This is a genomic window from Lysobacter sp. CA199 (assembly GCF_052078715.1).
GTDB lineage: Bacteria > Pseudomonadota > Gammaproteobacteria > Xanthomonadales > Xanthomonadaceae > Lysobacter.
Genome location: NZ_JBQJIL010000018.1, coordinates 97,618 through 112,662 on the forward strand (window position 1 = coordinate 97,618; position 15,045 = coordinate 112,662).

The following is a 15,045-nucleotide window of genomic DNA, read 5'->3' on the forward strand; positions in this document are numbered from 1 at the left end:
ATCCCCCCGAAGCGAAACCACCCGCTCGCTGCCCTTCCCCCAACCAAAAACGAATTCCCGCACGCGACACGCCCCCCGATCCCAGGCCCCGCCTCAGCGACGAATAAGGCCAACCCCAAGCGATCGGCGACGCGAACCTGACGGCCCGTCGGGGCCGCCCTCAAGCCTTCGCAGTAGCGTGCGATGGCGCGGTCGCGGCTCGCGCCGCTCCCACAGTCGGCGGCCGCGGATGCGCGCGGACGGCGCGAGCGCCGGCCTCACTTCGACGAAACGTATTTCTCGCGTCGAATCTGCGGCACCGGCAAGCCGTATTCCTTGAGCGCCTCGAAACAGGCGTCGACCATGTTCGGGTTGCCGCACAGATAGGCGATGTCGCCGGCCGCGTTCGGGCCGAATTCGCCGAGGAACTGCTGCACGTAGCCCTGGCGCACGTCCGGATGCGGATCGGCCGGCAGCTCGCGCGAGAAGCACGGCACGAAGCGGAAGTTGGGCTCGCGTTCGGCGAAGGCGCGGAACTCGTCGCCGTACAACAACTCTTCGGGCGTGCGCGCGCCGAACAGCAGCACCACCTCGATGCCGCGTTCGCGGATCAGGGTTTCCAGCTGCGGCAGCATCGCCCGGTACGGAGTCACGCCGGTGCCGGTGCCGATCAGCAGATAACGCCGGTTGGCGTCGGCCGGCATCAGGCAGAAACGGCCGAACGGGCCGCTGGCCTGGACCGCCTCGCCTTCGTCCAGGCCTTCGAACAGGGCCGTGGCGGCGCCGCCGGGCACGTAGCTGACCGCGATCTCCACCGCCTCGCCCGGGCCCAGCGCGTGGTCGTGGATGGTCGCCAGCGAATAGCTGCGCTTGGTCGCGGTGCCGTCGGCGTATTGGAAGTGGATCTGGATGAACTGGCCGGGGATGTAGTCCAGCGGCTCCCCGTCGTCGCGCAGAAACACGTAGTGGCCGACGCTGGGCGCCAGCATCCTACGCGAAACGAGCTTGAGCGGGAATTGCTTCATGTGGGTTGCGTTCTCGGTATGCGGTCCGGCGGCTTGCGGTGCGATCGGACGCGGGATGGGCCCGGCCGCCCCATCACCTGGTTCGCGGGGGGCTCACTGCGCAAAGCCTTGGCGGCACCACGCCCGTCGGGGCACGCCCGTCAGGGCAAGGTTCCGGCCCGTCCTGGGCGTCGCAACGTGGGATTTCGCAACAGTCTGTGGCCTGAGTACCGCCACGGGGCCGCCTATACTAAGCCATTCGCCGCGAGGCCCGCGGCCAGCGATCCGAGACCCCCACGCAATGACCCAGCCAACGGCCCCCGCCACGGGCCCAGATTCGTCAACGGCCGGTTCGGCACCGGCCGGCTCCGCCCCGCCCGCTCCTCCCGCCCCGACGGCTCAGGCCGTTCCCGCCCTACGCGTGCGCGAGCTGCGCAAGACTTACGACAACAAGGTCCAGGCGCTCAAGGGCGTGTCCCTGGACGTGGCCGAGGGCGACTTCTTCGCCCTGCTCGGCCCCAACGGCGCCGGCAAGTCGACCCTGATCGGCATCGTCAGCTCGCTGGTGAATTTGAGCGACGGCGCGGTGGAGATCTTCGGCACCGACCTGACCCGCCGCCGCGACGAAGCGATGCGCCTGATCGGCCTGGTGCCGCAGGAACTCAACTTCAACATGTTCGAGAAGCCGCTCGACATCCTGGTCAACTACGCCGGTTTCTACGGCGTGCCGCGCGCGCAGGCGCTGGTGCGCGCCGAAGAGGAGCTCAAGCGCGCGCAGCTGTGGGACAAGGCCGCGATGATGAGCCGTACCCTGTCGGGCGGCATGAAGCGCCGGCTGATGATCGCGCGCGCCATGATGACCCGCCCGCGGCTGCTGATCCTCGATGAGCCCACCGCCGGCGTCGACATCGAAATCCGCCGCGGCATGTGGAAAACCTTGCGCGAGATCAACGCCGCCGGCACCACCATCATCCTGACCACGCACTATCTCGAAGAAGCCGAGAACCTGTGCCGCAACCTGGCGATCATCGACCACGGCCGGATCGTCCAGCAGGGCCCGATGAAGACGCTGCTGGCGATGCTGGACGTGGAAGGGTTCCTGTTCGACATCGACGGCACCTTGCCGACCGCGTTGCCGAATATCGAAGGGGTGACGCTGGTCGCCAGCGACGATCACACCCTGGATCTGGACATGCCGCGCGCGATGGATCTCAACGGGATCTTCGCCGCGCTCGGCGAGGCCGGCATCCGGGTGCGCTCGATGCGCACCAAGTCCAACCGATTGGAAGAACTGTTCGTGCGCATGATCAATCAGCCCGCCGAACCGAACGCCGCGCCGACGGAGACCGCCGCATGAGCAGCCAGATCCAACCGGCGCACAGCCACGAAATCACCGCGACCCGTCGCAACCTGGTCGCGCTGGGCACCATCGTGCGCCGCGAAGTCGCGCGCATCCTGCGCATCTGGGGCCAGACCCTGGTGCCGCCGGCGATCACCATGACCCTGTATTTCCTGATCTTCGGCGGCCTGATCGGCTCGCGGATCGGCGACATGGGCGGCTACACCTACATGGAGTTCATCGTCCCCGGCCTGGTGATGATGAGCGTGATCCAGAACAGCTACGGCAACATTTCCTCGAGCTTCTTCGGCGCCAAGTTCGGCCGGCATGTCGAGGAGCTGCTGGTCAGCCCGATGCCGAACTGGGTGATCCTGTGGGGCTACGTCGCCGGCGCCGTGCTGCGCGGGCTGATGGTCGGCGCGATCGTGCTGATGATCGCGATGTGCTTCACCTCCGTGCGCATCCCGCATCCACTGGTGACCTTAACCACCGTGCTGCTGGGCGCGACGATCTTCTCGCTGGCCGGCTTCATCAACGCGGTCTACGCGAAGAAGTTCGACGACGTCGCGATCGTGCCGACGTTCATCCTGACCCCGCTGACGTATCTGGGCGGCGTGTTTTACTCGGTCAAACTTCTTCCGGCCTGGGCCGAAGCGGCGACCCACGCCAATCCGATCTTCTACATGGTCAACGCCTTCCGCTACGGCCTGCTCGGCAGCAGCGACGTGCCGTTGTGGGTGGCCTATGCGCTGATGATCGCCTTCGTGGTGGCGCTGTCGTCGCTGGGGTTGTGGTTGCTCAAGCGCGGCGTGGGCTTGCGCAGCTGACCTCAACGTGATTCCACCGCGTAGCACGATGGCGTCTTGTGTAGGAGCGGTGCGAGCCGCGACCACGACATCACAGTAACGTCGTAGGTGCGAGATCGTGGTCGCGGCTTGCGCCGCTCCTGCATAAACCATCGCGTTGACCCCTCCTGCACCGCGCCAGCGTTACAACAACGCTACCGCCTAATCGAAGGAGTTCTCATGCGCCTGTTGCCCCTCGCCGCGATGCTGACCGTCGCGATTCTCGCCGCGTGCACCAAGCCGCCTGCCGCCGATCCCGCGGTCGCCGACGCAGCCAAGAACACGCCGGCCGATGCCGCCACGCTGCCTTCCGATACCGCCACCGGCGCCGGCACGCCCGCCGAACCCGGTCCGGCCGATGCGCCGAGGGGCAAGATCGGCGCCGACCAGGTCGGCAAAGTCAGCCCGGTGCCCGCGTTCAAGGGCTTCGGCGAACACTGGAGCATCGACATCCAGGCCACCGGCGAGATGAATCACAAAGTGGATCTGACCTGGGGCAGCGGCAGCGAAAAAGCCAGCGGCAGCGCCCGCTACAACGGCCAGCCGGCCGACGCGCCCAGCACCTTGATCGTGCTCAGCGGCGAGTTGACCACCGTCGCCGGCGCCAAGCCGATGACGATCGAGATCAGCCGCAAGGAATGCACCGACGACGGCGACAACAAGCACATGCAGACCGTCGATGTGCACGTCGAGGGCATGGATAAGTTCAGCGGTTGCGGCGATCTGGCGGTTTACTGATCTATGCCCGCCGCGTCAGCGCAGCGGACTATGCCACCCCGGCTGAGGATCAGCCAAACTCGTGCAATACCATCACCCGGGCGAACGGTCACGGACAGAAGCGAGCATTCGGACAGGTTGTCGGAGCTGCACAAACCCGGGGCAGTACGCCTATCGAGTAGAGCGTTCACAAGCCTTCGTGACCTGCTTCCAGCGCGGCTCCTATTCGTAGCGTGATGCGCCTTGCGGCGACCACTCATTCGACGAACCTCCATAGTGATGTAGGTTCGGCTGTGCAGTCTGCCGCTAGCGGAGGAAAGCAGTGGAATTCCAAGGGCACCCTTGCACTTTAATAACGGAAATTCAGCAGGGATTCGATGCGGTAGCTTGTTCGTGCGGCTGCAATTTGGTGTAGCTCGATACAACTCATGGAGGAAGACAGTGGCTACTTTTTCGATACTAACGTCGGCTGTAACACCGGCCCGTGCGATTGCGTTGGCAGGACTGCTGTTGGCGTCGGCGGGTGCCTTCGCACAAACGATCTGCGAACCCATCACCCCATCGTGTTTCTTCGGTCCACCGCCTACGGGGTGCAATCAAGGTTGTGCCAACAGCTGCTACTACGAACGCATGGCCTGCCACGAATCTGGTAGGGATGGCGACCAATGCTATAGCGCCTACATGTCGTGCCTGTACATGTGCGGTTGTCCCGATCCAGGCAAGCCGACGGCGGGTAACGGAGAGTCATCAGCCTTGATCGCGAATACTGCTTTGATAGCGCCGCGTCCGTACTTGAAATCGCAGGCGCAATCGGCAACATGCGTTAACGGGCGCTTGGTTGACAGTCGCCTGAGCTCGGTTGCCTATAGAAACTAAACATCTGGTTTGCGCCTGTTCGGCTTGGGCCAAGAGTGGAGTAAGGCATACGAAACCAGCAACACTCCGACGGCCCCGGCCCTAAAGACTTGGGGCCGTCGCGTTTGCAGTAACGATTCCGATGGATTTAGCGGCGCCACCGCGTACCGATCCGCCTAAGTTACGGCGCCGCGACAACGGTCGAACGGCGCCCGTGCAACCAACGCACCAGCAGCCACGACACCATCGGCGCGAACAGCAGGATCAGCATCACCACGGCGATCCGCCCGGCCATGTCCCAGCCTTCGCCGCCCTTCACCGCCGGCAGCGACGCCATCACGATCAGCGCCGGCGTGAGCAGCGAGGACAGCAACGCCGGCATCGCTCCGGAGCCGCGCCGTGCCGCGAGCATCAATGCGAACAGGCCGTGCACCGTGCCCACGCCCAGCGCGACCACGCTCATGCCCACGCGCTGATCGCCGTCGCCCAGCGCGGTGAACGATGCGGCGACGTTCTGCACCAGCAGGGCCACCCCGGCGCAGAAACTGGCCGCGACCAACGCGCCCAGCACGCGGCGATGCCACGGCTTCCAGGTCACCGGCGTTCGACCGCGGCCGCCCAGGCGCCAGGCCAGCGGCAGCGCGATGAGGGTGATCAGCACGACCTTGAGCGCGCCGAGCAGCGACACCCACATCAGCAGCTCCTGCCGGGTGCGACCGGTCGCCAGCGCCGACAACGCCGCGTTCTGTCCCATCGACCAGGCCATGCCGAGCCCGAAGATCAGCACCAGCGCGGCCAACACCGTCGCCCACGCGCGCACCGGCACGCCGCGCCGTTCCACCAGATGGCTGCTCGCGACCAGCACGAAGCCGATCAACAGCCCGGTCGAACACAACCACTGCAAGGCCTGCGCCGCGGCCGAGAGCTGACTGCGCGCGTCGGGCGGCGTGGTCACCGCGCCGATCAGCACGAACGAGCCGGACAGCACCAGAATCAGCGCGGTCAGGGTCAGCGGAACGAAGACGGGAGAACGGTTCTCGGCGACGGCGGTCGACATGCAGGGTCCGGGCGAAGGCGATTTGAGGGCGAAGAGTAGCGAGTTCTCGCCGATCGCGTCGCGGTGCGATCGACGGTTCGATCGGCGCGGCCGAATTCGTCGCCGCGGGCGTCGGGGCTGAAAGCCCCTCCCACAGAGACTTCGTGGCTTCGCCGAATAGATGCGCCTCGCCGCGCGTTCGTCGATCGGCGAGACATCGCTTCACGAATGCCCTGGCCGTTCGTTGATAGCGGTGTCGGCGGCACGACGTCGCCCAACCAAGGAGTGTTCCATGCGCGTTTCCCTCGTCCTCGCCGCAGTGGGCCTGACCGCGGCGCTGTCGGCATCGCCCGCGTCCGCACAGTCCATCACCTTCCCCGCGCAGAATTTCCAGGGCGGCAACACCGATTGGCAGGTGACGCTGTCGACTCAGGACGATTTGTCGGTGAACTATTCCCTGCAAGCGCCGCAAGTGAAAAACGCACTGGTCGGTGCGTTGGAACAGCAAACGGCGCCGCAGGGCCAGTACCAACTCACCGGCACCTTCGGCGGCAAGCAGACGCCGCTGACGGTGAGCATCGCGCCGGTCAAACTGGGCCAAGTCTGCAAGGACAACAAGGGCAAGACCGGCAGCCGGCAAGGACCTTACACCTACGCGATCCAGGTCATTCCGCAAGGCGCTCAGCCCAGCGCGCAGTCGAAACCCTGGCCGAGCTATCTGTACGGCTGCGGCAACTTCACCGATTGATCCGCTGCCGCGAATGCGCTCATCCGCACGCGCGGCGGGTGGGCGTGCCCGCTTTGGATTGGCTCCGACGCCTGTGTCTACTCATGGGTACTGGAAAGCGACAGATCTAATTGGCTCTATTTTTATAATTTATTCTCTTAGTATAGTAGAGCCAATTATTTGCCTATTTTGCGCAAACCCTATGCCGATCGTGCTAGTGACTATCCTCCTATGCCTCTAGTAATAACATATAAATCAATAAGTTAAGATTTGAATAACAGAATTTTTGCATTCCTTCTTGCAACCACCGCCGGGACCGTCCTACTAATTAGGCGCCGCCGCGCAACGCCGCGGATAAAGACCCTGGGGGGACAACATGTACACAACCAATTGCCGCGGCCGCGCGCCGCGTCGTTCGCCGCTGATGCTCGGAATCTGCCTGGTGCTGGCCGCGCCGGCATCGCTGGCCCAACAGACCGCACCGGCCCAGCCGGCCGCCGCGGAATCCAAGAGCGCATCCAGCGCACCCACCGACCTGGACCGGATGATCGTCACCGGTTCGCGCATCCGCCGCGCCGGCTTCGACACGCTGGAACCGGCCACGGTCGTGACCAAGGACTACATCGCCAACCGCGGCCTGACCAACGTCGCCGATGCGCTCAACGAAATTCCGGGCTTCGGTACCGGCGTCACGCCGGAAGGCGGTCAAGCCACGTTCGGTACCGGCGTCAACTTCGTCAACCGTTTCGGCCTGGGCACCAATCGCACCTTGACCCTGGTCAACGGTCGCCGGTTCGTTTCCAGCTCGCCGACTACCCTGTTCGGACCGGCGGCCCCTGGCGTGCAGGTCGATCTCAACGCCATCCCGACGTCGATGGTCGAACGAATCGAAAACCTCTCCATCGGCGGCGCCCCGACTTACGGCTCCGATGCGATCGCCGGCGTCGTCAATGTGATCCTGCGCAAGGACTACGAAGGCGTCGAGTTCGGCACCAGTTACGGCGTCACCGAGCGCGGCGACGGCGAACGCTACAACGCCTGGTCCTTGGTCGGCGCCAATTTCGACAACGGCCGCGGCAACGTCACCTTCTCGTTGACCTACGACAACCAGAAGGGCGTGCTGCAAAGCGAGCGCGATTTCTTCGCGGCGGGCTACTTCAACGCCACCAACCCGCTCGCCTCGGTGCTCGCCTCGGTCTATCCGAACCGCACTCCGGGCAACGACGGTCGCGTCAATCCCGACGTACCTTTCAACACCGGCTCGGCCGACGGCATTCCGAACGCCGTCTTGGCGCGTAACCGTCGCATCTGGACGATGACCTACGGCGGCTTGCTGACGCCGGGCTTGGCGGCCAACGGCCAACCCATCAGCGCATTCCGACCCGGCACCTCGAGCCTGGTTCCGGCCGGCTTCGGTCCCGGCGGCAACTCCGTGCTGCAGTTCGCGCCCAACGGTAATCTGGTTGCTTATGACTGGGGTGTGCCGTTCAACGGCACCGACGGCAGCGGCGGCCAGGGCATCAACCTGGTCGACGCCGGCCAGATCACGTCCGACCTCGAGCGCATGTCGTTCTCGACCAACGGGCGTTGGGGCCTGACCGACAACGTCGATGTGTTCTTCGAAGGCCAGTTTTATTCGGCCGAAAGCACCGAGCTGACCGACCAGTGGGCGTACAACGGCACCGCCTTCCCCAACGGCATCAGCGACCGCATTTTCTTCCCATCGACCTATGCGCTGCTCAACGATCAGTCCCGCGCCACCTTGCAGGGTCTGGGCCTGACCAGCTTCGGCATATCGCGCGCCTCGCGCGATCTGGTGGTGAACAACGGCAGCGCCACCACCGAGCTGGGCCGCATCGTGGTCGGCCTGGAAGGCAACTTCGAGCTTGCGAACCGCGTTTTCTACTGGGAAACGTACGGCAACTACGGCCGCAGCGATTCGCGTTCCTACGGCACCTCGATCAACCAGCAGAACTTAGTGAATGCGCTGCACGTGGTGCGTAACGCGCAAGGGCAGATCGTGTGTTCGCCGACCGCGGTGGCCGGCGTGCGCGTGCCAGGTCCGACCAACACGCCGATCGCCGACCCCAACTGCGTGCCGTTGAACCTGTTCGGCGAAGGCGCGATGAGCCAAGCCGCGCGCGACTACGTGACCGTACGCACCGCATCGCAGGCATTGCAGGAGCAAACGGTCTTCAACGCCAACCTGTCCAGCACCTTGTTGGACCTGTGGAGCGGCCCGCTGCAATACAACATCGGCTACGAATATCGCAAGGAAAGCGGCCTGTTCGATCCCGATCCGTTCCTGGTCGCCGGTCGCGGTCGTTCGGTCGCGATTCCGCAATTGCAGGGTCAGTACTCCACCCGGGAATGGTTCGGCGAGTTCGTGTTGCCGTTGGTCAATCCCGACTCCAACATTCCGATGCTGAAAAAGCTGGACGTGGTCGGCAAGTATCGTCAGGTCGACAACACCCTCAACGGCAAGTTCGATACCTATACCTACGGCCTGCAGTGGAAGCCGTACGCCGACCTGGAAATTCGCGGCAACTTCACCCGCTCGCTGCGTTCGCCGGCGATCGCCGAAGCGTTCCTGCCGCGCGGCAGTTCGTTCCAATTCGTAACCAGCGATCCGTGCGACTCGCGCTTCATCAACAGCGGCGGCGCGCGGCAGGCGCAACGTACCGCCAACTGCCAGGCATTCTTGAACTATTACGGTTACGGCCCCGGATCCACCTTCACGTCGAACGCGTCGAACGCATCGATTCAGGGCATTTCCGGCGGCAATCCGAACCTCAAGAACGAATCGTCGGATTCGTATACCTATGGGTTTACCTGGGCGCCGTCGTTCCTGGAAGGGCTGACCTTCACGGCCGATTACTACAACATCGAAATCACCGATGTGATCAGCAATCTGACCGCTGCGGAAATCGCCCGCGCCTGTTTCGACGCCGATGATTTCAACGCCTCCGACATTCCCAACGCCAACGATTTCTGCAGCCGCATCACGCGTACCGCGCCGGGCCCGGCGGGCAGCGGCGGGCAGGCCACGACCTTCACCAGCGGTTTCGTCAACGGCAAGTACTACAACATGGAGGCCTACTCGGGCGAATTGTCGTATCGGTTCGATACCGATCGATTGGGCCGTTTCGCCTTCGGCGTGACCGGTTACTTCCCCAAGAATCTGACCGTGGACAACACCGGCATCAGCCCCGATCAGCAGGTCGGCGAAATCGGTACCTCCAAGCGCCAATATCTGTTCAGCGGTGCCTGGGAAAAGGGGGCGTTCGCCGCCAACTTGAGCGCCAACTACCTCAGCAGCGCGCAATTCGACGTGCTCAACGTGCCCGAAACGCGCGACATCCTCAGCGTCGACAGCTATTGGCTGGTCAACGCGGGGCTGGGCTACCGCATCAACGATCGCAGCAAGGTTCGTTTGGCGGTGACCAATCTGTTCGACAAGGATCCGCCGTTCCCGGCTTTCGGTACCGGCATCGGCGTGTACGACATTCTCGGCCGTCGTTACAACTTGTCGTTCGAATGGAAGTACTGATCGCAACCGGATAAGCGATCCGCAATATCAAGAACAGTTCCTGAGGCAACAACATCGAGCCGGCCCGATCTCCGACGGGCCGGCTTTTTTTTTCGCGGGCTCGACGGTAACTTCGTAATCGACCAAGGCGATGCATCGACGCATTGCGGCCGCGTCAATTCTGCCGCCGCGATCGCCTACGGCAAACGAAAGAACGCAGTCGCGGCAGCGGTACTGGCCGCCGCGGTGATCTCCACCGCTTCGCCGCGATCGCGGGCCAATTCCTCGACGATATGCGCCAGATACATCGGCTCGTTGCGCCGATGCGACGGCGCCGGCTTGACCGTGCGCGGCAGCAGATAGGGCGAGTCGGTTTCGATCATCAGCCGCTGCGCCGGGATGTGCTTGACCAACTCGCGCAGGTGCAGGCCGCGGCGCTCGTCGCAGAGCCAGCCGGTGATGCCGATGTGCCAGTCCTGATCGAGATAATCGAACAACTCCTCGCGCGTGCCGGTGAAGCAGTGCACCACCGCCGGACCGAGCTTGCCGTCGAAGTTCTTCATCATCGCCATGAAGTCGGCGTGGGCGTCGCGCTGATGCAGGAACAGCGGCTTGCCGGTGTCGACCGCGGTCTGCAACTGCATTTCGAACGCGCGCCGCTGCGCCGGGCGCGGTGAGAAGTCGCGGAAATAGTCCAGGCCGCATTCGCCGACCGCGACCACTTCGTCGTGCGAGAGCAACTCGCGCATTTCCGCGTCGCACTCGGCGGTGTATTCGGTGGCGTGGTGCGGGTGCACGCCGGCGGTGGCGAACAGTTCGCCCGGATGCCGCCGCGCCAGTTCCAGCGCCTTGGGCGAATGCTCGCGGCTGGCGCCGGTGATCACCATCTGGGCCACGCCGGCATCGCGCGCGCGCTGCAGCACGGCGTCGCGGTCGGGGTCGAAGCTGTCGTGAGTGAGGTTGGCGCCGATGTCGATCAGTGGCATGGGGCGAGTGGAGCGGATGCGGGCAGCGCAGTGTAGAGGTTCGAGGCGGGAGGCCCAAGCCGCGGCCTGCGGTGAGGGAGTTCACGGCGACGACGCCTCGGCGTTGTATCAGACGGGGCCGCGTACCGGCTGCTGAAAGCGCGTTGCGGCGTTGTGTAAGGCGTGAGCGGCATTCCGATCGTCTGAGGAGGAGATGTCATGCGTCTGGCAGCCAAACTGCTCGCGTTCGCCCTGGCCTGGAGCGGTTGCGCCGTCGCGGCCGAGAGCTACGACTTTCCCGCCCAGCCGTTCAACGGTGGGGACGACGCGTCCTGGTCCGTGACCCTGAAGCGCCTCGGCCCGGGACAGGTGGACGTCGTATGGAATACGCCGCAAGGCAGATCGCCGCATCTGAGTATACAATCGGTCGCACCGCGGGTGGACTTGGGCGTGAACGGTGTCGTGCAAGGCCAGTACGGCTTGGCCGGCACGGTCTACTACCTCGGAAAGAAGCGGCCGATGGCGGTGCTGATCCAGGCGATCGATCCGAAGCAGTACTGCCGCCACCAGGGGCAGTACGCCAACCACGTCATCCTGGTGGTCTACAAGAACGGCGTGCCGTGGACCCTACTCTACGGTTGCGGCGTGTTTGCGCCAGCGAAGTAAGCGCCGCGCGGCGGCTCGTGCGCGCCGATGCCCGCGCGAACCGGATGCCGATTCACGTTGGCGCGTTCACGTTGGCGCGTTCACACCGGCGCGGGAACCGCGTTCTCATGCACGAGGCGGCATCCGGCCGCCATGGGAGACCGATATGCGCGACGCCGCTTTATGTCTGGCCATGATCCTGGCCTGGGCCGTTCTTGGCCCCGCTCGCGCCGCCGAACCCGCCCAGCCGAGCTACGACTTCCCCACCCAGCCCTTCAGCGGTGGCAGTTCCGGCGCCATCCACGCCAAGTGGAACATCCATCTGCGGCGCACCGGTCCAGGCACCGTCGCGGTGCAGATGAAAGGTTCGGACGGCGTGGCGGGCGAGGGCAGCCTGACTTCGATGGCGCCGGTGCTGAACTTGCCGGGCTTGCAGATCGACGGCCAATACGGCCTGACCGGCACGGTCAGGATCGGTCAGCAGCCGCTGTCGGTGAGCGTAGTGGTCGGAGCAAGCAAAAAAGGCCAGCTTTGTCCCTTTGATGAGGTGATCCACCACAACGCCGTGTACATGGAGGTGGGCACCCCGCAAACCCTCCCGCACACGCTGTACTTCGGTTGCGGCGACTACCGCGAGCCGTAACCGTCGCGCCGGCGCTGCGCCCGCAGCGCCATTTCGGTCGCCGCCGCCGGTCCGTATCCTTGCGCGGGTGACCACCGCCCAATTCCCCATCGATTCGCTGCTGCCGCAGATCCGCGACAGCCTCGCCGCGCATCCGCGCCTGGTGCTGGAAGCGCCGCCCGGCGCCGGCAAGACCACCCAGGTGCCGCCGGCCCTGCTCGACGCGCCGTGGCTGGGCGGTCGCAAGATCATCGTGCTCGAACCGCGCCGCGTCGCCGCGCGCGCCGCCGCGAACTTCATGGCCCGCCAGCGCGGCGAGGCCGCCGGCGACACGGTCGGTTACCGCATCCGCTTCGAGAACAAGATCGGCCCGCGCACCCGCATCGAGGTGGTCACCGAAGGCATCCTGACCCGGATGATCCAGGACGATCCGACCCTGGACGGGATCGGCGCGCTGCTGTTCGACGAATTCCACGAACGTCACCTCGCCGCCGATCTGGGCCTGGCGCTGGCCTTGGACGTGCAGGCCTCGCTGCGCGAAGACCTGCGCATCGTGGTGATGTCGGCGACCCTGGACGGCGAGCGTCTGGCCCAGTTTCTCGACGCGCCGCGGCTCAGCAGCGCCGGCCGCAGTTATCCGGTGACGCTCGCGCACTTTCCGGCGCGGCGCGAAGAGAAACTCGAACACCAGCTCAAGCGCGCGGTCGAACACGCGCTGACCCAACACTCCGGCGACGTGCTGGTGTTCCTGCCCGGCCAGCGCGAAATCGCCCGCGCCGACGCGGCGCTGGCCGGCAGCGAGGCCGCGCGCGCGGTCGATGTGCTGAGCCTGCACGGCGAGCTGCCGGTGGAACAACAAAGCCGGGTGCTGCAACCCGATCCCGACGGCCGCCGCCGCGTGGTGCTGGCGACCAACGTCGCCGAATCCAGCGTGACCTTGCCGGGTGTGCGCGTGGTGATCGATTCGGGCCTGGCGCGCGAGCCGCGTTACGACCCCAACAGCGGTTTCGCCCGGCTCGACGTGGTCGCCATCGCCCAGGCCTCGGCCGATCAGCGCGCCGGCCGCGCCGGCCGCGTCGCCGAGGGTTGGGCTTACCGCTTATGGCCGGAATCGCAGCGACTGGAGCCGCAGCGGCGGCCGGAGATCGCGCAGGTCGAACTGGCCGGCCTGAGTCTGGAACTGGCCGCCTGGGGCGATGCTGGCCTGCGTTTCGTAGACACCCCGCCCAGCGGCGCGATGGGCGCGGCGCGCGAACTGCTGCTGCGCCTGGGCGCGTTGGAAGGCGGCGGCGAACAACGCGCGCCGAGCATCACCGCGTTCGGCAAACGCATGCTCGCGCTGGGCACGCATCCGCGCCTGGCGGCGATGCTGCTGGCGCCGAACGATCCGCTCGAACGCGCCTTGGCCTGCGATCTGGCTGCGTTGATCGAAGCGCGCGATCCGCTGCGCAGCGGCGGCGATGCGCTGGCCGCGCGCTGGCAGGCGTTGGCGGCGTTCCGCGCCGGACGCGCGCCCGCCGAAGCCTCGCGCTCGGCCTTGGCGGCGTTGGATCAAGCGGCCAAGCAATGGCGCCGCCGTTTGCGCGTAGACGCGAACCCGCCCGCGAGCGTGCCCGCGCACGCGCTCGGCGATCTGCTGCTGCACGCTTTTCCCGACCGCATCGCGCGCCAGCACCCCGGCGACCCGTATCGCTATCAGCTGGCCAACGGCCGCAGCGCGAAACTGTTCGACGACAGCGCCGTCTACGGCGAGCCGTGGCTGGTGATCGCCGAATTGCGCGACGACCCGCGCGACGCGCGCATCCTGCGCGCCGCGCCGCTCGATCAGGCGCGATTGGAGCGCGAGTTTCCGCAGCGCTTCGTCAGCGAAGACCGGGTGGTGTGGGACGCCGCCGCGCGCGGCATCGCGGCGCTGCGCGAACGCCGCTTCGACCGGATCGTGCTCGACAGCCGGCCGCTGGCCAAACCCGATCCGGCGCGCTACGCCGACGCCTTGGTCGATGCGGTGCGTCAGTTGGGACTCGATGCGCTGCCGTGGACCGAATCGTTGCGGCAGTGGCGCGCGCGTGTGCGCTGCCTGCGCGAATGGATGCCGGAATGGGCACAGGGCGAGCACGCGCTGCCGGATTTGACCGATGAGGCCTTGTTGGCCGGCCTCGACGGTTGGCTCAAGCCGGCGCTGCGCGGCAAGACCCGGCTCGATGCCTTGGACGAGGCCGGCTTCGGCGAAGCGCTGCGTTCGCTCGCCGATTGGACCTGGCGGCAGAAACTCGAAGCCTTGGCGCCGACCCGCATCGCGGTGCCGTCGGGACAGGAGCGCGCGATCCACTACCACTTCGAAGAAGAACGTCACGACCCGCACGTCGGTGCGAATGCGCCGGTATTGGCGGTCAAGCTGCAGGAATTGTTCGGCTTGGCCGACACCCCGCGCATCGCCGACGGCCGCGTACCGCTGACCTTGCACCTGTTGTCGCCGGCGGGCCGGCCCTTGCAGGTCACCCAGGATCTGCGCGGATTCTGGGAACGCGGCTACCCGGAAGTGCGCAAGGAAATGAAGGGACGTTATCCGCGTCACCCGTGGCCGGACGATCCGTGGACGGCGACCGCGACGCATCGGGCCAAACCGCGCGGGACCTGAGTGGTTTGTGTGGCTGCGTGTGCGTTCGGGTGTGGTGGCGGGTGCTTAGGGTGGCGCGCGCAGACTGGCTTTCGCCGGAGTACGTGTTTCGCGGTCGCGGCTTGCGCCGCTCCTACATGGGCGACGGTAGGAGCGGCGCAAGCC

At 65.7% G+C, this 15,045-nt stretch carries 11 protein-coding genes; 8 read left to right on the forward strand and 3 right to left on the reverse strand.

The features are described 5' to 3' along the window. Positions 1–257: 257 nt before the first annotated feature. Complete coding sequence (locus tag ACTOWJ_RS27705) at positions 258–1,004, reverse strand: ferredoxin--NADP reductase (protein ID WP_441337862.1); 747 nt, start codon at positions 1,002–1,004, stop codon at positions 258–260. A 400-nt stretch (positions 1,005–1,404) separates the two neighbouring features. Here ACTOWJ_RS27705 and ACTOWJ_RS27710 point away from each other — a divergent pair, with 400 nt between their 5' ends. The 3 genes from ACTOWJ_RS27710 to ACTOWJ_RS27720 all read left to right on the forward strand — a co-directional run bounded on the left by ACTOWJ_RS27710 (position 1,405) and on the right by ACTOWJ_RS27720 (position 3,905). After that, on the forward strand, positions 1,405–2,340 hold the full coding sequence (locus ACTOWJ_RS27710; RefSeq protein WP_441337863.1) for an ABC transporter ATP-binding protein: 936 nt from the start codon (positions 1,405–1,407) through the stop codon (positions 2,338–2,340). Further along, complete coding sequence (locus ACTOWJ_RS27715) at positions 2,337–3,149, forward strand: ABC transporter permease (RefSeq protein ID WP_441337864.1); 813 nt, start codon at positions 2,337–2,339, stop codon at positions 3,147–3,149. The genes ACTOWJ_RS27710 and ACTOWJ_RS27715 overlap by 4 nt, the downstream gene beginning before the upstream one ends. 198 nt (positions 3,150–3,347) lie before the next feature. Beyond that, positions 3,348–3,905 (forward strand): hypothetical protein, encoded by a 558-nt coding sequence (locus ACTOWJ_RS27720; protein WP_441337865.1) that lies wholly within the window; start codon positions 3,348–3,350, stop codon positions 3,903–3,905. A gap of 1,015 nt (positions 3,906–4,920) precedes the next feature. On the opposite strand, the gene ACTOWJ_RS27725 is transcribed toward ACTOWJ_RS27720, so the two are convergent. After that, complete coding sequence (locus tag ACTOWJ_RS27725) at positions 4,921–5,796, reverse strand: hypothetical protein (RefSeq protein WP_441337866.1); 876 nt, start codon at positions 5,794–5,796, stop codon at positions 4,921–4,923. A gap of 271 nt (positions 5,797–6,067) precedes the next feature. Between ACTOWJ_RS27725 and ACTOWJ_RS27730 the strand changes: the two genes are divergently transcribed. Next, the gene (locus ACTOWJ_RS27730; RefSeq protein WP_441337867.1) at positions 6,068–6,523 is read left to right on the forward strand and encodes a hypothetical protein; all 456 of its coding nucleotides are present in this window, start codon (positions 6,068–6,070) and stop codon (positions 6,521–6,523) included. A gap of 355 nt (positions 6,524–6,878) precedes the next feature. Further along, positions 6,879–10,052 (forward strand): TonB-dependent receptor domain-containing protein, encoded by a 3,174-nt coding sequence (locus ACTOWJ_RS27735; RefSeq protein ID WP_441337868.1) that lies wholly within the window; start codon positions 6,879–6,881, stop codon positions 10,050–10,052. Between the two features lie 176 nt (positions 10,053–10,228). On the opposite strand, the gene ACTOWJ_RS27740 is transcribed toward ACTOWJ_RS27735, so the two are convergent. Then, positions 10,229–11,017, reverse strand: coding sequence for a TatD family hydrolase (locus ACTOWJ_RS27740; protein WP_441337869.1), 789 nt, complete (start codon positions 11,015–11,017; stop codon positions 10,229–10,231). Positions 11,018–11,215: 198 nt separating this feature from the next. Between ACTOWJ_RS27740 and ACTOWJ_RS27745 the strand changes: the two genes are divergently transcribed. From ACTOWJ_RS27745 to hrpB, 3 genes are all read left to right on the forward strand, one after another. Further along, positions 11,216–11,662 (forward strand): hypothetical protein, encoded by a 447-nt coding sequence (locus ACTOWJ_RS27745; protein WP_441337870.1) that lies wholly within the window; start codon positions 11,216–11,218, stop codon positions 11,660–11,662. Between the two features lie 145 nt (positions 11,663–11,807). After that, positions 11,808–12,284 carry a hypothetical protein gene (locus ACTOWJ_RS27750; RefSeq protein ID WP_441337871.1) on the forward strand — a complete coding sequence of 159 codons (477 nt, stop codon included), beginning with the start codon at positions 11,808–11,810 and terminating at the stop codon, positions 12,282–12,284. Positions 12,285–12,351: 67 nt separating this feature from the next. Further along, the gene (hrpB, locus tag ACTOWJ_RS27755) at positions 12,352–14,901 is read left to right on the forward strand and encodes an ATP-dependent helicase HrpB (protein WP_441337872.1); all 2,550 of its coding nucleotides are present in this window, start codon (positions 12,352–12,354) and stop codon (positions 14,899–14,901) included. Positions 14,902–15,045 lie beyond the last annotated feature (144 nt).